Origin of the sequence: Sulfitobacter sp. NFXS29, from assembly GCF_040148765.1 — a bacterium.
Classification (GTDB): Bacteria; Pseudomonadota; Alphaproteobacteria; order Rhodobacterales; family Rhodobacteraceae; genus Sulfitobacter.
This window is the reverse complement of sequence record NZ_JAGDED010000001.1, coordinates 559,217-577,087: the sequence shown is the minus strand read 5'-3', so window position 1 is coordinate 577,087 and position 17,871 is coordinate 559,217. Positions and strand designations below refer to the sequence as shown.

General features: G+C 62.9%; 17 protein-coding genes. 6 read left to right on the top strand and 11 right to left on the bottom strand.

Annotation, left to right across the window (positions count from 1 at the left end; genetic code table 11):
- Positions 1 to 45 precede the first annotated feature (45 nt).
- A complete protein-coding gene (locus tag J3456_RS02885) occupies positions 46 to 1,758 on the bottom strand; it encodes an NAD(P)H-dependent oxidoreductase subunit E (RefSeq protein WP_349578816.1) in 1,713 nt (570 codons plus the stop codon).
- 160 nt (positions 1,759 to 1,918) lie between these two features.
- Between J3456_RS02885 and J3456_RS02880 the strand changes: the two genes are divergently transcribed.
- Entirely contained in the window at positions 1,919 to 2,920 is a 1,002-nt protein-coding gene (locus J3456_RS02880) for an alkane 1-monooxygenase (protein WP_349578815.1), read from the top strand.
- Positions 2,921 to 2,961: 41 nt separating this feature from the next.
- Entirely contained in the window at positions 2,962 to 3,351 is a 390-nt protein-coding gene (locus J3456_RS02875) for a hypothetical protein (RefSeq protein ID WP_349578814.1), read from the top strand.
- 6 nt (positions 3,352 to 3,357) lie between these two features.
- Here J3456_RS02875 and xseA read toward each other — a convergent pair whose 3' ends face one another.
- Positions 3,358 to 4,932 carry an exodeoxyribonuclease VII large subunit gene (gene xseA, locus J3456_RS02870; RefSeq protein ID WP_349578813.1) on the bottom strand — a complete coding sequence of 525 codons (1,575 nt, stop codon included), beginning with the start codon at positions 4,930 to 4,932 and terminating at the stop codon, positions 3,358 to 3,360.
- 70 nt (positions 4,933 to 5,002) lie between these two features.
- On the opposite strand from xseA, the gene purD reads away from it, so the two are divergent.
- Positions 5,003 to 6,268 carry a phosphoribosylamine--glycine ligase gene (gene purD, locus J3456_RS02865; protein ID WP_349578812.1) on the top strand — a complete coding sequence of 422 codons (1,266 nt, stop codon included), beginning with the start codon at positions 5,003 to 5,005 and terminating at the stop codon, positions 6,266 to 6,268.
- Between the two features lie 30 nt (positions 6,269 to 6,298).
- Here purD and J3456_RS02860 read toward each other — a convergent pair whose 3' ends face one another.
- Positions 6,299 to 6,994, bottom strand: coding sequence for an FG-GAP-like repeat-containing protein (locus tag J3456_RS02860; RefSeq protein ID WP_349578811.1), 696 nt, complete (start codon positions 6,992 to 6,994; stop codon positions 6,299 to 6,301).
- On the bottom strand, positions 6,994 to 7,317 hold the full coding sequence (locus J3456_RS02855; protein ID WP_067625538.1) for a 2Fe-2S iron-sulfur cluster-binding protein: 324 nt from the start codon (positions 7,315 to 7,317) through the stop codon (positions 6,994 to 6,996). The genes J3456_RS02860 and J3456_RS02855 overlap by 1 nt, the downstream gene beginning before the upstream one ends.
- 176 nt (positions 7,318 to 7,493) lie before the next feature.
- Here J3456_RS02855 and J3456_RS02850 point away from each other — a divergent pair, with 176 nt between their 5' ends.
- On the top strand, positions 7,494 to 8,045 hold the full coding sequence (locus J3456_RS02850) for a peptidoglycan-binding domain-containing protein (protein ID WP_349578810.1): 552 nt from the start codon (positions 7,494 to 7,496) through the stop codon (positions 8,043 to 8,045).
- A 54-nt stretch (positions 8,046 to 8,099) separates the two neighbouring features.
- On the opposite strand, the gene J3456_RS02845 is transcribed toward J3456_RS02850, so the two are convergent.
- The 6 genes from J3456_RS02845 to rpiA form a co-directional block, all read right to left on the bottom strand.
- A complete protein-coding gene (locus J3456_RS02845) occupies positions 8,100 to 9,587 on the bottom strand; it encodes a DegQ family serine endoprotease (protein WP_349578808.1) in 1,488 nt (495 codons plus the stop codon).
- Positions 9,588 to 9,781: 194 nt separating this feature from the next.
- Complete coding sequence (locus tag J3456_RS02840; RefSeq protein WP_349578807.1) at positions 9,782 to 9,976, bottom strand: DUF2065 domain-containing protein; 195 nt, start codon at positions 9,974 to 9,976, stop codon at positions 9,782 to 9,784.
- Entirely contained in the window at positions 9,973 to 11,073 is a 1,101-nt protein-coding gene (gene hflC / locus J3456_RS02835; RefSeq protein WP_349578806.1) for a protease modulator HflC, read from the bottom strand. The genes J3456_RS02840 and hflC overlap by 4 nt, the downstream gene beginning before the upstream one ends.
- Positions 11,073 to 12,305 (bottom strand): FtsH protease activity modulator HflK, encoded by a 1,233-nt coding sequence (gene hflK / locus J3456_RS02830; protein WP_349578805.1) that lies wholly within the window; start codon positions 12,303 to 12,305, stop codon positions 11,073 to 11,075. The genes hflC and hflK overlap by 1 nt, the downstream gene beginning before the upstream one ends.
- Before the next feature lie 68 nt (positions 12,306 to 12,373).
- Positions 12,374 to 13,753 (bottom strand): glutathione-disulfide reductase, encoded by a 1,380-nt coding sequence (gorA, locus tag J3456_RS02825; RefSeq protein ID WP_349578804.1) that lies wholly within the window; start codon positions 13,751 to 13,753, stop codon positions 12,374 to 12,376.
- 62 nt (positions 13,754 to 13,815) lie between these two features.
- Positions 13,816 to 14,604, bottom strand: coding sequence for a ribose-5-phosphate isomerase RpiA (rpiA, locus tag J3456_RS02820; RefSeq protein ID WP_259945194.1), 789 nt, complete (start codon positions 14,602 to 14,604; stop codon positions 13,816 to 13,818).
- Between the two features lie 252 nt (positions 14,605 to 14,856).
- Here rpiA and J3456_RS02815 point away from each other — a divergent pair, with 252 nt between their 5' ends.
- Complete coding sequence (locus tag J3456_RS02815) at positions 14,857 to 16,230, top strand: L-serine ammonia-lyase (RefSeq protein ID WP_349578803.1); 1,374 nt, start codon at positions 14,857 to 14,859, stop codon at positions 16,228 to 16,230.
- A gap of 94 nt (positions 16,231 to 16,324) precedes the next feature.
- A complete protein-coding gene (locus tag J3456_RS02810) occupies positions 16,325 to 17,236 on the top strand; it encodes a pirin family protein (RefSeq protein WP_349578802.1) in 912 nt (303 codons plus the stop codon).
- An 18-nt stretch (positions 17,237 to 17,254) separates the two neighbouring features.
- On the opposite strand, the gene J3456_RS02805 is transcribed toward J3456_RS02810, so the two are convergent.
- A complete protein-coding gene (locus J3456_RS02805; RefSeq protein WP_349578801.1) occupies positions 17,255 to 17,839 on the bottom strand; it encodes a TetR/AcrR family transcriptional regulator in 585 nt (194 codons plus the stop codon).
- Between the last annotated feature and the right edge of the window lie 32 nt (positions 17,840 to 17,871).

The following is a 17,871-nucleotide window of genomic DNA, read 5'->3' as shown; positions in this document are numbered from 1 at the left end:
GGAAGAGCGCCAAGGGCAGATCAAGGCAACCGAGAAGGGCCGCGGTTAGATTTCGTCAGGAAAATGCTTCATCACCAGCCGGATCGGGTTCGGCGCGGCCTGCCCCAGCCCGCAGATTGAGGCATCGACCATCGCGGTCGAAAGCTCCTCCAGCAGCCCCTGATCCCAGCGGTCCTCTTGCATCAGCTTGACCGCCTTTTCGCAGCCCACCCGGCAGGGCGTACATTGCCCGCAGCTTTCATCCTCAAAGAACCGCAGCATGTTGAGCGCGGCGGCGCGGGCGCTGTCATGTTCCGAGAGGACAACAACCGCCGCCGAGCCAATAAACGACCCATGCGGTTGCAGCGTGTCGAAATCGAGCGGCACGTCATCCATCGAAGCAGGCAGCAGGCCAGAGGACGGCCCGCCCGGCTGATACGCCTTCAGCACATGCCCCTCGGCCATGCCACCCGCCGCCGCGATGATATCGGTGATGGTGGAGCCTGCGGGCAGCAGGTACATCCCTGGCTCCGCCACACGGCCCGAGACCGAGTAGCTGCGCAGCCCCTTGCGGCCATTCTTTTCGGTCGCGTTCAACACCTGCGGCCCTTCGCGGCAAATGCGGGCGATCCAGTGCAGGGTTTCCACGTTATGCACCAATGTCGGACGGCCAAAGACCCCCACCTGCGCCACATAGGGCGGGCGGTGACGCGGCAGGCCGCGCTTGCCTTCGATGCTTTCAATCATGGCGCTTTCTTCACCGCAGATATAGGCGCCCGCGCCGCGACGTAGATCGACATAACCGGGGGCGATCACGCCTGCATTCTCCAGCGCCGCAATCTCGCGCCGCAGAATTTCCAGCACCGCCGGGTATTCGTCACGCATGTAGAGAAATACTTTTTTCGCCTCGACCGCCCATGCGGCAATCAACATACCTTCAAGGAAAAAGTGAGGCCTGCGCTCAAGATACCAGCGATCCTTAAAAGTGCCCGGCTCGCCCTCATCGCCATTTACCGCCAGATAACGCAGACCCGGATTGGCCCGCACAAAGCCCCATTTCTTGCCCGAAGGGAAGCCCGCCCCGCCAAGCCCGCGCAGCCCGGCCTCTAGTAATTGCTCTTGTACCGTTTCCCAATTGCCACCAACACGCAGGTTCAACAGTGCCTCGTAACCGCCTGATGCGGCATAGGTTTCGTAGGTTTCATAGTCAGGCAGACGCGCATGGGTATCTCCAGCCCCAAGGGCCGCTTGCACCTTTTCAGGCGTTGCGAGGTCGATATGGTTGTGCCCCAGTTCCAGCACCGGCGCGGTGTCGCAGCGGCCCATGCAGGGCGCGCGCAGCACGCGGACCTCTGCGGGGTCCAGCCCCTCCTCTAGCGCGGACTTCAACGCCTGCGCCCCGGCCAGTTCACAAGACAGCGAATCGCAGACACGGATGGTCAGCGCGGGCGGTGCGGTTTCGCCCTCTTTCACCACGTCGAAATGCGCGTAGAAACTGGCTACCTCATAGACTTCGGCCATCGACAGGCGCATCTCTTCGGCCAAGGCGCGCAGATGCGCGGCAGAGAGGTGTCCATAGCGGTCTTGGACCAGATGCAAGAACTCGATCAGCAGATCGCGGTGGCGCGGGCGGTCGCCCAAAAGCGCGCGAACGTCCTCCCATGCCGCGTCCTGCACCTGCCGCCCCTTAGGGTGATGCCGCCCCTTGCCCTTGCCGGATTTCCAGACGCCCTTTTGCGGTTCCTGCCCTGTCGTTTTCCCGTGATCGTCCAGTGCCATATCGCTCCCCCGCCTTGCTTTCGGCCTTGGTAGCAAATTCAAAGGCCGCCCGGCGATCAAAAAGCGACAATCGCGCGGGTGTTTGCGTTGTGCGCAGGCTGCGCGGCGGGCAGAATGGCCCGGATGCGCCGCAAGGCGGGCCATAATTAAGGGAAAACACGTGCTGTGGTATGTGATCGCCAGTTTGACGCCAGCGGTGTTTATCGCCGCCGCCGCCTTTTGGGGCGGGGTCTGGCCTGTGCTGGCGCTTTTGTCGATCACGGTTCATGTCGCCTTTATGGACCGATTGGGCCGTGCGCTGACCCTCTCCGACAGGTCCGGTCGGGCGCTGACGCTGACATTGGCTGCTGTGCATTTCATGCTGCTGCCGTTCGGTGTCTGGGCGATTGGCGTGGCCCCGCATCTTGAGGGGCTGGACCGTGCGCTGATTTTTGCCGCCCTTGGCCTGTTTCTGGGTCAGATCAGCAATTCCAACGCGCATGAGTTGATCCACGCATCCCGCCGCCTGCCCCGACGGATCGGCACGGCGGTCTATATCTCTTTGCTGCACGGACATCACGTCTCGGCCCATCTGCGGGTGCATCATCCCGCCGCCGCCACCGCCGCCGATCCCAATTCCGCGCCCAAGGGCATGGGGTTCTGGCGGTTTCTTCTCAGCGCAAGTTGGGGGGAGTTTCGCGCCGGGTGGCAGGCCGACAACGCGCAGCGGGCGCGCAAGACGGGGGCGATGGGGCTGCACCCCTATGCGATCTACCTCGGCGGTGCCGCAGTGGCCCTGCTCACCGCGTTGTTTTTCGGCGGCATTACCGGGCTGTTCGCCTATCTTGGCCTTGCCGCCTATGCACAGATGCAGCTGTTGGTGTCGGACTATGTGCAGCATTACGGCTTGCGGCGGCAGCAACGCCCCGATGGCCGGTTCGAGCCGATCGGCCCGCAACACAGTTGGAACGCCCCGAAATGGTATTCCGCGGCCATGATGCTAAACGCGCCGCGCCATTCGGACCACCACATGCGGCCCGCCCGCGCCTTTCCGGCGCTGGAAGTGACCGATGAGATGCCGAAACTGCCTTATTCCCTGCCCATCATGGCGGTGATCGCCCTTGTGCCACCGCTCTGGCGCCGTGTTATGGACGCCCGCGTCGCACGCTGGGGCCGTGGCTAATCTCACTGGCGCGGCACGCGGGCTTCTGGCAGGCTGGCATTATGAAACATGTCCTCGCCCTGATCTGCACCCTTCTGCCTTTGTCCGCCTTGGCCGAGATGTCGGCGACGGAATTCAATACCTATACCAAAGGTAAAACACTTTATTACGGCAAATCCGGCGCGCCCTACGGGGCCGAGGTTTATCACGAGAACCAGCGCGTGCAGTGGTCGTTTCTAGATGGGCGCTGCAAGGACGGTCGCTGGTATGAGGCAGATGGGCTGATCTGTTTTGCGTACGAAGACAACCTCACCCCCCAATGCTGGAGCTTTAGCAAAGGCCCGCGCGGATTGGTGGCACGGTTCGAGAACGACCCCTCCCAGACCGAGCTTTATGAGGCAGAAGAGCAAGACGACCCATTGCTTTGCCTTGGGCCCGAAGTGGGGGTGTAGCGCGCCTTAGCTGGGGGCATCCTCTCTGCGCAGAACCTCCAACCGGTCATCCGCGAATTCGATTTCCAAACGCTTGGCGGATTTAGCGGCCTCGGCGCTGGTCACCACATTGCCATCGCCGCGCACCACGGCAAAACCGCGCGCGAGGGTCTCGCGGTAGCCAAGTGTGCCCAAGGTCCGGCCAAGCGCGTCGATCTGCCGTCGGCGGCGGTCCTGCGCGGCCTGCCCCGCGCGCGCCAGCCGGGCCAACACTTCCGTCAACCGCTGATCCTGCCGGGCAAGATCACGCGACAACACCTCTGGGCGGAAATTCTGCGTACGATCAGCAAGCCGCTCTCGGCGGCGCAGAATTTGGCGCTGCAGCACTTCGGGGTGGAACCGATCAAGGCGGGTTTTTAGAAAGTCGCTTCGCCCCTTCAGATTGCGCTGCCACGCCGGATCAAGCCGCGCCGAGAGCTGCGCCAATCGCTGCCGGTCGGCATCAAGATGGCGGCGCAGGGTGCCGGGGCGCAACGCGCCGGACATATCGGCCAGTTTCACGCGGCGGCCTTGGACGCCTGCAATGAGCGCGGGGGCGAGTTTCTCCCCTCCCCGGTCGAGCCTTTGGCGCGGCCCTTCCAGCAAGGTCTCCGCCCGCGGCAAGGCCCGCGCCAGATCCCGCATCCGCTGGCCGCGCCGGGTCAACCCTTGGCTCAGAGCCTGACGCATCCTTGCGCCTTGCCCTTCGAGCCATGCTGCAAGTTCATGCCGCACGGGCACCGCCAATTCCGCCGCTGCGGTCGGCGTCGGCGCGCGTTTGTCAGAAACGAAGTCGATCAACGTCGTGTCGGTCTCATGCCCCACGGCAGAGATCAGCGGGATCTCCGAGGCTGCCGCCGCGCGGGCCACGCTTTCCTCGTTAAAGCCCCAAAGGTCTTCGACCGAGCCACCACCCCGCGCGACAATCAGCAGCTCAGGCCGGGGCAATGCGCCACCGGGGGTCAGCCGGTTGAACCCTTCAATGGCGCGCACCACCTCGGGGGCGCATTTCGCCCCTTGCACGGCGACCGGCCAGATCAGCACCTTGCGCGGGAACCGGTCGCGCAGCCGGTGCAGGATGTCGCGGATCACAGCCCCTGAAGGCGAGGTCACAACGCCGATGATATCAGGCAGATACGGCAGCGGGCGCTTGCGTTCGGGCGCGAACAGGCCCTCCGCCGCGAGCGCTGCTTTGCGTTTCTCCAACAGCGCCATCAGCGCGCCCATGCCCGCCGGTTTGATATCCTCGATAACGATCTGGTATTTCGACTGTCCGCCAAAGGTGGTGATGCGCCCGGTGGCGATGACCTCCATCCCCTCTTCGGGCTGGGTCTCAAGCCGCGCGGTGACACCTTTCCAGATCACGCCCGATATCACCGAACGGTCGTCCTTCAGATCAAGATAGACATGCCCCGAACGCGGGCGGCTCACGCGGCCCACCTCACCCCGAATCCGGACATGGGCAAACTCACCCTCAATCACCCGTTTGATCGCGCCAGAAAGCTCGGTGACGGTAAATTCGGGGCTGTTTGCACCGGGGGCGGGGTCGTCGAACAGATCCATCTGGGCACCTTGTGTCTGTGGGCACCCCAGCTTAGAACGCGGGGCAAAGAAGTCCAAGGGAGTGCGCGGCATGAATATCCTGATCCTCGGCAGCGGTGGCCGCGAACATTCACTTGCCTGGGCGGTGATGCAGAACCCCAAATGCGACAAGCTGATCGTGGCGCCGGGTAATGCGGGCATCGCGGCCATCGCGCAATGCGCCAAGCTGGACATCATGGACGGCGCGGCAGTGGTGGCCTTTTGCGAGGGCAACAACATCGACTTCGTGATCATCGGCCCCGAAGCGCCCTTGGCAGCGGGCGTGGGCGATGACCTGCGCACAGCGGGTTTTGATGTGTTCGGCCCCTCCAAAGCAGCGGCGGCGCTGGAAGCCTCCAAAGCCTTCACCAAGGAAATCTGCGACGCCTGCAATGCGCCCACGGCGGCCTATGGCCACTTCACCGATGCCGCCAGCGCCCGCGCCTATGTCGAAAAGCAAGGCGCGCCGATCGTCATCAAGGCCGACGGTCTGGCAGCGGGCAAAGGTGTCATCATCGCCATGACCGACGCCGAAGCCTTGGCCGCCGTGGATGAGATGTTCGACGGTGCCTTTGGCGATGCGGGCACGGAAGTCGTGATCGAAGAGTTCATGGAGGGCGAAGAGGCGTCCTTCTTCGTGCTTTGCGACGGGGAGACTGTGCTGCCCATCGGCACGGCCCAAGACCATAAGCGCGTCGGCGACGGCGACAGCGGGCCCAACACCGGCGGCATGGGGGCCTATTCCCCCGCCCCGGTGCTGAGCGATGCGATTGCCGAACGCGCGCTGGAAGAGATCATCCGCCCCTGCATGGCCGAAATGGCGAAACGCGGGATGCCCTATCAAGGCGTGCTTTATGCCGGGTTGATGATCAAAGACGGCGCGCCGCGTCTGGTGGAATACAACGTGCGCTTTGGCGATCCTGAATGCCAAGTGCTGATGATGCGCCTTGGTGCGCAGGCCTTTGATCTGATGCAGGCCACCGCCAAAGGCACGCTGGCCGATATGCAGGTGAACTGGGCCGAAGACCACGCGCTGACCGTGGTGATGGCGGCGAATGGCTATCCTGGTGCCTATGAAAAGGGCAGCGAGATCAAAGGGCTGAAAGACCTACCCGAAGACAGCGCCAATATGGTGTTCCACGCGGGCACCGTGGCAAAGGACGGGGCGATCTTGGCAAACGGCGGCCGCGTGCTGAACATCACCGCGCGGGGCGCCACGCTGGCCGAGGCACAAGAGCGTGCCTATGCGATGGTTGACGGGATCGATTGGCCCGAAGGTTTCTGCCGCCGTGACATTGGCTGGCGCGCGCTGAGCTAACAGGCGGCGGCCTAGGCCGCGCCCGCACCCTCACTCACAGGCAAGCGCTGCGGCAAATCTGTCGGCCCCCGCAAAGGGGCCGATGTCGCGCTGTGCAAGTTTCCCGTCCTTCAGGGTCACCCCCACAACGCGCCGCCAATCGGCATCTGCCAGCACCATCTCTGGCCCAGCACCGCAATCGCGCAGACCGCCCGAGATGTAGGGTTCACCGATTCGATGATTGGTCAGCCCCGGCATCTGAGCCACTTCGCTCAGGTCCCCATCCGCAAAACGCCAGACCCGCAGCACCCGCGCCAGATGCGGGCGGTCGACATAGGCGATCTCAACCATACCGTCGCTATCAAGATCGGCCGCCCCCAAAGGCGCCAGCCAACGGTTGCTCCGGCCGATATGCGGGGTCTCAGTAATCTTGCCCTTGGAGCCGTAGATTGCCAGCGCCGCGCCGCGGTTCATGTCGGTCTCAATCACTAGCACTTCGGGCGCGCCATCGCCGGTTACATCGACCAGCCGGGGGGCAATATCTTCGAAAACATGGTCACGGGGCAGAACGAAACGCCGCGCGTTTCCGTCTGCCAAAGAGACCTGTAGCCCGCCCCATTCCAGCGCGTCGCCCAGAATGCCATGGGCATAGCGCCCGGTGGGCGAGATATAGCGCGCGGCGGTGATCGTTTCCGCCGCGGCGCTGGATGCGATCAGCGCAAGCAAGGCCGCGCCGACCGCCCGCATCAGATTTGCTTTTCCGGCATCTGCACGCGCAGACCGTCCAGCGCATCGGTGACTTTGATCTGGCAGGTCAGACGCGACCGCGCGGGATCAGGCTCGAACGCGAAGTCGAGCATGTCTTCTTCCATGTCGTCCATCGGGGTCAGTTTCTCTGTCCAGGCCGGATCGACATAAACGTGGCAGGTGGAACAGGCGCAGGCCCCGCCACAGTCGGCTTCGATGCCGGGAATGTTATTGTCCCGCGCGCCTTCCATGACCGTGAGACCATTGGCCACCTCGACCACATGTTCGGTGCCGGAATGTTCGACATAGGTGATTTTGGCCATGATGATGCCCTTTCGTCCTAAAAGTTCGGCCTTGTTTAGCGGGCTATGGCAGCCGGTTCCAGCCCCCTTTTCGTGGGGGCGTTCGCGCATGCCTCCGCCCATGACATTGCGGTGGGCAAGGTCCGCGCATCCCGCTAGTCTGCGCGGAAACAACAGGCGAGCCCCGCGATTCCGGCATGACACAGCCCCCTCCCCTCCGATCCACATTACAGCGCGCGGCCTTGCTGCTGCTCGTCGCCGGTATCGCGGGCTGCGAGACGGCGGCGCCGGCCACCTCGCGCCCTGAGCCGGGGGTACTGGAAGCCACCCGCAACGGCCCCGCAGGCGCCCCGGAGGGAAGTTGCTGGGGCCGCACAGTCAGCCCGGCGGTGATAGAGACGGTGACCGAACAGGTCGAAGTCACTCCGGCCAAGATGAACCCCGATGGCAGCATCGCCAAACCGCCCGTCTACAAGACAGAGACCCGCCAAGAGATCGTGCGCGCACGGGTCGACAACTGGTTCGAGACCCCCTGCCCGGATGTGCTGACGCCAGAGTTCAACAGCACCCTGCAACGGGCGCTGCAGGCACGCGGGTTTTACGTCGGGCCGATCACCGGTGAGATGGACAGGGCGACACGGCTCGCCGTGCGGCGGTATCAGGCCAAACAGGGGCCGAACAGCGAAGTGCTGTCACTCACCACCGCCCGTGCGCTTGGGCTTGTCGCGGTGCCCCGACAGGGCGGCTGATCCCCCAACGAAAAAGGGCGCCCGGAGGCGCCCTTTCCAAACCACGGTAGCGGATCACTCTGCTAGCGACAGCGCGACAAATCGCGGGTCGCCGCCACGGCGCACCAGCAGCAGCAGAGACTTCCGGCCAGCCTCTTTCGCTGCGGCAATCCGCGCTTCCAGTTCAGCGATGCTCGTCACCTGTTCCTGCCCCGCTTCGGTGATGATGTCCCCCATGCGCAGGCCCTTCTCAAAGGCCTCCGACGTTTGATCCACATCCGTCACGGCAAGACCGCTCATATCGTCATCGGCCCCCAGTTCGGCGCGCAGATCGTCGGTCAACGGCGTCAGGGTCAGGCCCATCAGCATGGTCGACTGCGGCTCTGCCTCGGTGCCGTCATCGGCGTTTTCGTCCATATCGGCAGGCACAGCGCCATCGGCCTCTTCGCGGCGGCCCAGAACAACTTTGATGGTCTGGGTCTTGCCATCGCGCAGCACGGTCACGCGAACCGTCGCGCCCACGGGGCTGTTGCCCACCTGACGCACCAGACCGCGGGTATCGACGACTTCGACGCCATCGAAGGATTTGATCACGTCACCGGTCTTGAGCCCTGCTTCCCGCGCCGGGCCTTCCGGCACGTCTGTGATCAAGGCCCCAACGGCTTTCTTGAGGCCCATGGCGTCGGCTACATCGTCGGTTACGTCCTGAATGCGCACACCCAGCCAGCCGCGGCGGGTCTCACCGTATTCCTGCAACTGGTCGATCACGCGGGTGACCACGTTCGAGGCCATCGAGAAACCAATGCCAATGGAACCACCATTGGGTGACAGGATCGCGGTGTTCACGCCGATCACCTCGCCATCCATGTTGAACAGCGGACCGCCCGAGTTGCCCCGGTTGATCGCAGCATCAGTCTGAATGTAGTCGTCATAGGTGCCCGAGAGTGCCCGGTTGCGGGCCGAGACGATGCCCGCAGAGACTGAAAAGCCCTGCCCCAGCGGGTTGCCCATGGCGATCACCCAGTCCCCCACACGCGCGGCGTTGCTGTCGCCGAAAGAAACGAAGGGCAACGGCTGGCTGGCTTCGACCTTCAGCAGCGCAATGTCGGTCTTGGGGTCGGTGCCGATCACTTTGGCGACCAGTTCCTCGCCCGAGAAAAATTCGATCGTGATCTCATCGGCGCTTTCGATCACGTGGTTGTTGGTCACCACATAGCCATCTTCGGAAATCACAAAGCCCGAGCCAAGCGCCGAGGAACGGCGCGGGCGGTTGCCCTCGCCGTCGTTGTTGCGGTCCTGAAACTCGCGAAAGAAGTCTTCGAAAGGCGAGCCTTCGGGAACGATGCCCTGCGGCCCGGTGCGGCCCTCAACCGTGGTAGACGTGGTGATATTCACCACCGAGGGGCTGATCTTTTCCGCAAGCGGGGCGAGGCTTTCAGGTTTGGCCAGCGCCATGCTGGCTTGCAGGATCAAGAGGGTCAGCGCCATCACCCCCATTGCCATCGCTCGCATCCATTGGGTGTGTTGTGCTGTTTTGGACAGGGAAACCGCCTTGGCCTGCATTCATCGTCTCCTGATTGTTCCTGTTGTTGCCAACGTGGGCAGAGTGCATTCCCAAAGGACGCGCTGCAACAGCAAAGATGGGGCCGATCACGGGCATTTCAACGGGCACGCGACTGATGATTTACGGCTCGGGCCCCTGTGCCTTGGCAGAATGCGCGGCGAAACCGAACGTCCTTCCGCCCCTAATCCGGCCTTCAGACGCCCAATTGAAACGCCAGCCAGACAAGTATCAATCCGGCGACCACCACCAGTGCGCCGACTTGGCGCAGCGCCGCCTCAGGGATGCGGCGGAGCATTTCCAGCATCTGCTCCAAAAACGAAGGGGCCAGTGCGTACACCAGCCCCTCGAATATCAGAACCGACCCTAGAGCCAGTAGAACTAGGCTCATTCGTCGACCGCGGCTGGCTGGTCGGCCTCCGCGTCCGGCGCGACAGGTGCAGGCGTGGTGGGGGCCGCAGGGGCGGCCTCCTCCTGCGTGTCGTCGGCAGCAGCGCTATCGTCCGTTGGCGCAGGTTCCGCCGCCGGCGCATCGGTTTGTGGTGCCTCGGCTGGCGTCTCGGCCTGAGCATCTGCCGCTGTCTGCGGCGGTGCGTTCGCATCGACAGTGGTCGAGGGATTGCGGTCCGAGCGCAGGTAGTTGAAGAACTCACTGTCCGGCGACATCACCATGGTCGAGTTTTCGCCCCGCAGGGCCTGCTCATAGGCGGTCAACGACCGGTAGAATTCAAAGAACTCCTGATCCTGACCGTAAGACTGCGCGAAGATGTTGTTTCGCTGAGCGTCCGCCTCACCTTCGATGATCCGTGCGTCCCGACGCGCCTCCGACAGGATCTCTTCATAGGTCCGGTCAGCAAGGGCGATCACACGCTGCGCCGCCTCGCGGCCACGGGCGCGTTCATCGGTGGCTTCACGCTCACGTTCGGCGATCATCCGTTGCAGGGTCGCGTCAAAGTTCTGCTCGGGCAGGTTGGTCTGACGCAGACGCACATCGACGACTTTGAGGCCAAGCGCCTGTGCACGGGCATCGGCGCGGACACGAATTTGCTCCATCAGGTCCGACCGCTCGGGCGACAGGATCGTGTTGGAGGTCACGCCCTGCGAACCGAGCACGGCACGGATTTGGCTTTCCATGATGCCGCCCATTTCGCTTTCGGCCTGACGTTCACCGCCCGCACCCAAAGCTTGCCGATACTGGACCATGTCGTCGATCCGGTAGAGCACGAAGGCATCGATTTCCAGACGACGGTCATCGGCGGGGGTAACTTCGATCACCGGGGTTTCCAGCGACAGGATCCGGTCTTCGTAGCGCACGACCTCATCCAAGAAGGGCACTTTGAAGCCGATGCCCGGCTCGTTGCGCACCTGTTTGATCTGGCCAAAACGCAGCACCAGCGCTTTTTCGCGCTCGTCCACGACGAATACAGCCGAAAGGACACCCACGATGGCGATCACCAAGATGGGAATGATAAGACTTGTTTTCCGCATCAGTTCGACCCTCCGCCGCGCCGCAATTCATTGAGTGGCAGATAGGGAACGACGCCCTGCCCGCCTTGGCCGCTGCCGTTTTCGAGGATGATTTTATCCACGTCGCCCAGCACCTTTTCCATGGTCTCGAGATACAGACGCTTGCGCGTCACGTCGGGCGCGTTGCGGTATTCTTTCAAGACGGCCTCAAAACGGCTGGCTTCACCCACAGCGTCGTTCACCACACGGGCGCGATAGCCTTCGGAAGCTTCCAAAAGCTGCGCGGACTCACCGCGGGCTTCGGCGGTGCGGCGGTTGGCATAGGCATCGGCCTGACGCTCTACCCGGTCACGCTCCTGCTCCGCCGCTTGCACGTCGCGGAAGGCGTCGACGACCGACTGTGTGGTCGTGTTGCCATTGGCATCGGTGACCTGCACGGTCTGGCTGGGCGGGTCGACCTTGTTCACGTTGACACGCAGCACGTTGATGCCGGTTTTGCGGTTATCAAGCGTGGTTTGGATCAACTCTTTCACCCGGTCTGCAACGGCACCACGGTCCCGGTTGAGGATCGGTGCGAGTTCGGACTGGGCGATGACTTCGCGCATTGCGGATTCGGAAATCGCACGCACGGAGGCTTCGGGATCGCGCAGCGAGAATTTGAAATCGCGCGCATTCTTGATGTTCCAGACCACCTGAAAGTCGATGTCGACGATGTTTTCATCGGTGGTCAGCATCAGGCCCTCGTTGCCGCCCGTGCCGCGCCGCACGCCAAGTTCTTCGGTGCGGTTGGTGGTGACGTCAAAAACCTCTGCCGTGACCAGCGGCCATGGGGCAAAGTTCAGACCCTCGGTGCCAATGCCGGAAAATTCGCCCAAGAACAGTTCAATCGACTGCTGTTCGGGCCGCACGGTATAAAAGCTGGCAAAACCCCAAAGCGCCACGCCGGCCAAAAGGGCAATACCAATGGTCGAACGGGTCACCCCCGGCCCGCCTGAGCCGCGGCCGCCGCCGCCAGTGCCATTGCCCCGGTCGCCACCACGGCCGCCCATCAGGACGCGCAGCTGCTCTTGGCCCTTACGCACCAGATCGTCGATCTCGGGCATCTGGGGGCGGTCACCGCCCTGCCCGCGTGGACCCTGCGGCCCGTCGTTGCGTCCCCCGTTGCCGCGGTCACCATTGGTGCCCCGGTCTCCGCCGTTGCCCCGGTTGCCGCCTCCGCCGCCCCCCCAGGGGCCTTGCGAATTTCCTGCCATTGATATGTTCCCCTCTCGGCCGCCCATGCGGCCTATCGTTCCAAAAATTGTACGCTTTCGCGCGATATTCAAGCCGTGCGGGTCGGATTACGCATCGTCACCAGCTCTTCGGACATGGTTGGGTGTACCGCGCAGGTGGCATCAAATTGCTCTTTCGTGGCCCCCATTTTGACCGCGATGCCGACCATCTGGATCAACTCGCCCGCATTTGGTGCGACGATATGACAGCCCAGCACGACCCGCGTATCGGCGCAGACGATGAGCTTCATCAGCACCCGGTCGGCCTTACCCGCAAAGGCCCCCTGCATCGGTTTGAAGGAGGTCGCATAGACCTCAATCGGTCCTTTGTCGCGGGCGTCTTCCTCGCTCAGCCCCACGGTGCCCATTTCAGGCTGGGTAAAGATCGCGGAGGGCACCAGATCATGATCGACCGGCGTCGGGTTGCCGCCAAAGACGGTTTCGACAAAGGCCATGCCTTCGCGGATCGCCACGGGCGTAAGGTTGATCCGGTTGGTCACGTCGCCGATGGCATAGACCGAGGGCACGGCGGTCTGGCTGTACTCATCCACCTCGATCTCGCCGCTGCGGCCCAGTTTCACACCCAGTTCTTCCAGCCCCATGTCATCGCTGTTGGGGCGGCGGCCCGTGGCAAAGAGCACTTGGTCGAACATCTTTTCGGTGCCGTTGGTCGGCTTGACCTTCATCGGGCCGCTGCCGCCTTCGTGACTGGGCGACATTTCCAGAATGTTGGTGCCAAGATGCAGGTCGATCCCTTTTTCCTGCATCATCTCGGCCACCATGCCGCGGGCTTCGTCGTCAAAGCCGCGCAGGATCTGCGCACCGCGGTAGTATTGCGTCACCTCGACACCCAAGCCGTTGAGGATACAGGCGAATTCACAGGCGATATAGCCGCCGCCGATGATCAGGATCGACTTCGGCAGCTTCTCAAGGTGGAACAGATCGTCGGAGACCAGACCCAATTCCGCATTATCAAGCTCGGGGCGCACAGGGCGACCGCCGCTGGCGATGAGGATATGTTTGGCGGTCTTCTCGGTCCCGTCGGAAAGCGCCACTGTATGGGCGTCTTTAATCCGCGCGCGGGCGTCGAAGGTGTCGACGCCAGAGTTCTTCAAGAGCTTGCGATAGACGCCTTCAAGGCGGTCCAACTCTGTGTTCAGGCGGCTTTTGAAGTCATGCCAATCGAAGGGCCCGGCCTTGAGATCCCAGCCAAAGCATTTCGCCTCATCCACCACATCGGCATAGCCCGAGGCAAAGACCATCAGCTTTTTGGGCACACAGCCCCGGATCACACAGGTGCCGCCATAGCGGTCTTCTTCGGCCAGTCCGACCTTGGCGTCATGTTCGCCCGCCGCGACGCGCGCCGCGCGCACACCGCCCGAGCCGCCACCGATGACAAACAGGTCGTAGTCGAATTCATTCTTGGCCATTTGGCGCCTCTCTTAGTCGTTTTAGGTCTTGCGCGGGATCGCGCGTGTCTCGCTTTTGGGCGTTAATCGCTGAGGTCGGAAAACAGGTTGTCGGTCTCGACGAATTCTAACCGGTCGGTCGCCACAGTGCCTTCATTTATGTCGCGCACCTCGACCCTGCCATCCCCGTAGCCGATCACAACCGCGTCACAGATATCTATGAACAGGCCGTTTTCCACCACGCCGGGCATCTGGTTCAACACCAGCGCGAGTTGCCGTGCATTGCCGATGCGCCCCAGCCGCAGGTCTAGAATATAGTTCCCCTCATCGGTGATGAAAGGCACCTCGCCGTTCATCCGCAGGGTCGAGCTTTGGCCCAGCACATCCATAGAGATCAGCGTCTCTTCGACCAACGCCTGCGTGGTCTGCCAGCCAAAGGGAATCACCTCGATTGGCAGGGGGAATGCCCCCAGATGATGCACCTCTTTGCCGATATCGGCGATCACCACCATCTGGTCGCTGGCAGTCGCCACTATCTTTTCTTGCAGCAACGCGCCGCCGCCGCCTTTGATGAGGTTCAGCTCTGCGTCGAACTCATCCGCGCCGTCAATCGTCAGGTCGAGCCATTTCGCCTCATCGAGCGAGATCACCTCGATCCCCACCTCCCGCGCCAGTTGCGCCGTGCGCGAGGAGGTCGGCACGCCTTTGATCCGCAGCCCATCGTCGCGCACCAGCTCGCCCAGACAGCGCACCAGCCACGCCGCCGTCGATCCGGTGCCAAGGCCCACGCGCATCCCATCTTCCACGAACTCACAAGCCCGTTTCGCGGCCACGAATTTGGCCTTGTCGATCGGTGATAGGTCTCCGGACATCGGGTGCTCCCTCTCAGGCGTTTGCCGCGTTATAGGGCGAATTGGCATAGGGTGCGAGGGGCAAGTCGGCGGTTTTTGGACGCACGGCAATGCGACAGGACGGCCAGAGCGCGCGCCCTGTCGCTTTCAGCGCGCCAAGCGGCGGCAGGAAATGGTTGGATCGGCCACACCGCTTGCAATGCGCCAAAGGTCTGGGCGATACCCGTTCCACCGCGCCCCGACACCCGCAACCATAAAAGGGTCCGCCCCCTGATGTTTCTTTCCGTCTTCGACATGTTCAAAGTGGGCATCGGCCCTTCGTCTTCGCATACCATGGGGCCGATGGTGGCAGCGGGCCGTTTCCTTGACCAGATGCGCGCCTCGCCCTTCCAATTTGCCGGGCTGCGCGCGTCGCTCCACGGCAGTCTGGCCTTTACCGGGGTGGGCCATGCCACCGACCGCGCCACGATCCTCGGCCTCGCCGGGTTCACGCCCGAAGACTATGACGCCGAAGCCGCCGAGAAGACGCTGGACAAGATCAAGCAGACCCGGCGCATCAGCGTCGAGGGGCTGCCCGAACTGCGCTTCGACCCTGAGCGCGACATGATCTTCGACTACGACACCAAGCTTGCAGGCCATGCCAATGGCATGGTGCTGATGGCCACCGACGCCCAAGGCGACGTTGCCTTGCGCGAAACCTACTACTCCATCGGTGGCGGCTTCGTGATGACCGAAAAGGAGCTCGCTGCAGGCAAGGACACGGATGAGGGCGCGCCGGTGCCCTTCCCCTTTAAGTCCGCCGCAGAAATGCTTGAGATGTCGACGAAATCCGGCAAGACCATCGCGGGCATGAAACGCGCCAACGAAGAGGCGCGTGGCGGGGCCGAGAACCTGCGCGCGGGCAGCAAACGGCTTTGGCAGGTGATGCGCGATTGTATCGACCGGGGGCTTACGACCGATGGCACCCTGCCCGGCGGCCTTCAGGTGAAACGCCGCGCCAAGGGCATCCATGACGCGCTGATCGCCGAGCGTGGGCAGAACCAATCCGCGCCGCATACGATCAACGACTGGATGAGCGTCTATGCCATGGCGGTGAATGAAGAAAACGCGGCGGGCGGCCAAGTCGTCACCGCGCCCACGAACGGCGCCGCAGGCGTGATGCCCGCGACACTGCGCTATTACCTCGACCATGTGCCCGGCGCGTCTGAGGCGCATATCGAAGACTTCCTGCTCACCGCCGCCGCGATTGGTGGGCTGGTGAAATACAACGCCTCGATTTCGGGGGCCGAAGCCGGCTGTCAGGCCGAAGTTGGCAGCGCCGCTGCCATGTCCGCCGCCGGGCTCTGCGCCGTGATGGGCGGCACGCCGCAGCAGATCGAGAATGCCGCCGAAATCGCCCTGGAGCATCACCTCGGCATGACCTGCGACCCCGTCAAGGGGCTGGTTCAGGTGCCTTGTATTGAACGTAACGGGCTGGGCGCGATCAAGGCGGTTTCGGCGGCCTCATTGGCGCTGCGCGGCGATGGCACGCATCTGGTGCCGCTGGACGCCTGTATCGAGACCATGCGCCAAACCGGCGCGGACATGAGCGAGAAGTACAAGGAAACCTCACTCGGCGGGCTGGCGGTGAACGTGCCAAATTGTTGAAGCTGCGCAAATTTGCACAGCCTCCGTTCGCCGTGGCCAATTGTTGAGGACACCGCCACCGCCTATCTTCTAAGCAACCGCAAAGGAGAGCATCATGTCCCTCAGACCCACATTGGAAACCCGCCGCGCCACGCCCACAATGGAAGGCGCAGGCGTCAAATTGCACCGCGCCTTCGGCTTCCACGACCCGTCGGAGCTGGACCCCTTTCTGCTGTTCGACGACTTCCGCAACGACCGGCCTGAAGACTTTGAAAAGGGCTTCCCTTGGCACCCGCACCGCGGGATCGAGACGATCACCTATGTGCTCGAAGGCACCGTGGAACACGCGGATTCGTTGGGCAACACCGGCGATCTGAACGCGGGCGACGTGCAGTGGATGACCGCAGGTTCGGGCATCTTGCACCAAGAAATGCCGCGCGGGAATGCCGCCGGGCAGATGCATGGTTTCCAGCTTTGGGGGAACCTGCCATCGGGGCAAAAGATGACCGCGCCGCGCTATCAGGATATGAAATCCAGCGATATCCCGGTGGTGACCGACGACGACGGCACGCGGGTAAAAGTCATCACCGGCGAGTTCTGGGGCAAACGCGGCCCCGTCGATGGCATCGCGGCTGACCCGCAGTATCTGGATGTTTTCGTGCCCGCAGGCGTCAAGAAGACCTTTAAGATCGACACCTACCGCCGGGCCTTTGCCTATGTTTTTCAAGGCGCGGGTGCGTTCGCGGATGCCTCTGCCCCCTCGGGCGTGTTGCTTGAGAAAGAGGTCGGCGGCGAAGAGGTCAACATCCGCGACATGTCGGGTGACCGGACGCTGATCCGCTTTGGCACCGGGGATGAGGTGACGGTTCAGGCTGGCGAGGAAGGTGTACGATTCCTGCTGATCTCAGGTGCGCCGATTGAAGAGCCCGTCGCGTGGCATGGGCCAATCGTGATGAACACCCGCGCCGAATTGCAGCAGGCAATGCGGGATCTGAACAACGGGACCTTCATCCGCCCTGCACGTTGAATGAAGGGCCGTGGCCGCTTAGGCGGTCACGGCCTTGCGCACCATATCCCAATATTGCGCAACGACCTCATCCAGCGACAGCCGCCCGCCCGCGCGGTACCAGGTGTTTACACCCGTCAGCATGGCAATAATCGCCAGCGTCACGATCTTGGTATCGGCGACGGAGAAATCGCCGCTGGCCACCCCGGCGCGCAGGATCGTCTCCAACCGGTCCTCATAGTCACGGCGCAGGCGCTCGATCACGGCAAAATTCTCCTCCGTTAGATTACGCAATTCCATATAGGCGATGAAAACCTCATCAGGCCGATCCGCGTGAAAACGGATGTGGAAGGCGACGAAGTCCTGCAACTGCTGCAGTTCGGAGCGGTCTGCATCGCTGGGCGTTTCGGCCAACAGGTCAGTCATATGCGCCTGCATCAGGTCAAACAGCAGGCTCTGCTTGTCGGGCGTGTAATTATAAAGCGCCCCGGCTTGAACGCCGACCTCAGCAGCAATCGCGCGCATCGACACGGCTGCATAGCCGCCCCGTGCAAAAAGCCGCAGTGCAGCCGCGCGCACGCGCGGGCCGGTGATGTCAGAGTGTGAGCCTGTAGTTCTTGCCATGGCGGCAATTTAATGAACAAGCGTTCAAAAGC

Coding starts and splice junctions, on each gene's coding strand:
- J3456_RS02885 (WP_349578816.1), bottom strand. CDS start 1,758: ATGGCACTGGACGATCACGGGAAAACGACAGGGCAGGAACCGCAAAAG.
- J3456_RS02875 (WP_349578814.1), top strand. CDS start 2,962: ATGAAACATGTCCTCGCCCTGATCTGCACCCTTCTGCCTTTGTCCGCC.
- xseA (WP_349578813.1), bottom strand. CDS start 4,932: ATGGATCTGTTCGACGACCCCGCCCCCGGTGCAAACAGCCCCGAATTT.
- purD (WP_349578812.1), top strand. CDS start 5,003: ATGAATATCCTGATCCTCGGCAGCGGTGGCCGCGAACATTCACTTGCC.
- J3456_RS02860 (WP_349578811.1), bottom strand. CDS start 6,994: ATGCGGGCGGTCGGCGCGGCCTTGCTTGCGCTGATCGCATCCAGCGCC.
- J3456_RS02855 (WP_067625538.1), bottom strand. CDS start 7,317: ATGGCCAAAATCACCTATGTCGAACATTCCGGCACCGAACATGTGGTC.
- J3456_RS02850 (WP_349578810.1), top strand. CDS start 7,494: ATGACACAGCCCCCTCCCCTCCGATCCACATTACAGCGCGCGGCCTTG.
- J3456_RS02845 (WP_349578808.1), bottom strand. CDS start 9,587: ATGCAGGCCAAGGCGGTTTCCCTGTCCAAAACAGCACAACACACCCAA.
- J3456_RS02840 (WP_349578807.1), bottom strand. CDS start 9,976: ATGAGCCTAGTTCTACTGGCTCTAGGGTCGGTTCTGATATTCGAGGGG.
- hflC (WP_349578806.1), bottom strand. CDS start 11,073: ATGCGGAAAACAAGTCTTATCATTCCCATCTTGGTGATCGCCATCGTG.
- hflK (WP_349578805.1), bottom strand. CDS start 12,305: ATGGCAGGAAATTCGCAAGGCCCCTGGGGGGGCGGCGGAGGCGGCAAC.
- gorA (WP_349578804.1), bottom strand. CDS start 13,753: ATGGCCAAGAATGAATTCGACTACGACCTGTTTGTCATCGGTGGCGGC.
- rpiA (WP_259945194.1), bottom strand. CDS start 14,604: ATGTCCGGAGACCTATCACCGATCGACAAGGCCAAATTCGTGGCCGCG.
- J3456_RS02815 (WP_349578803.1), top strand. CDS start 14,857: ATGTTTCTTTCCGTCTTCGACATGTTCAAAGTGGGCATCGGCCCTTCG.
- J3456_RS02810 (WP_349578802.1), top strand. CDS start 16,325: ATGTCCCTCAGACCCACATTGGAAACCCGCCGCGCCACGCCCACAATG.
- J3456_RS02805 (WP_349578801.1), bottom strand. CDS start 17,839: ATGGCAAGAACTACAGGCTCACACTCTGACATCACCGGCCCGCGCGTG.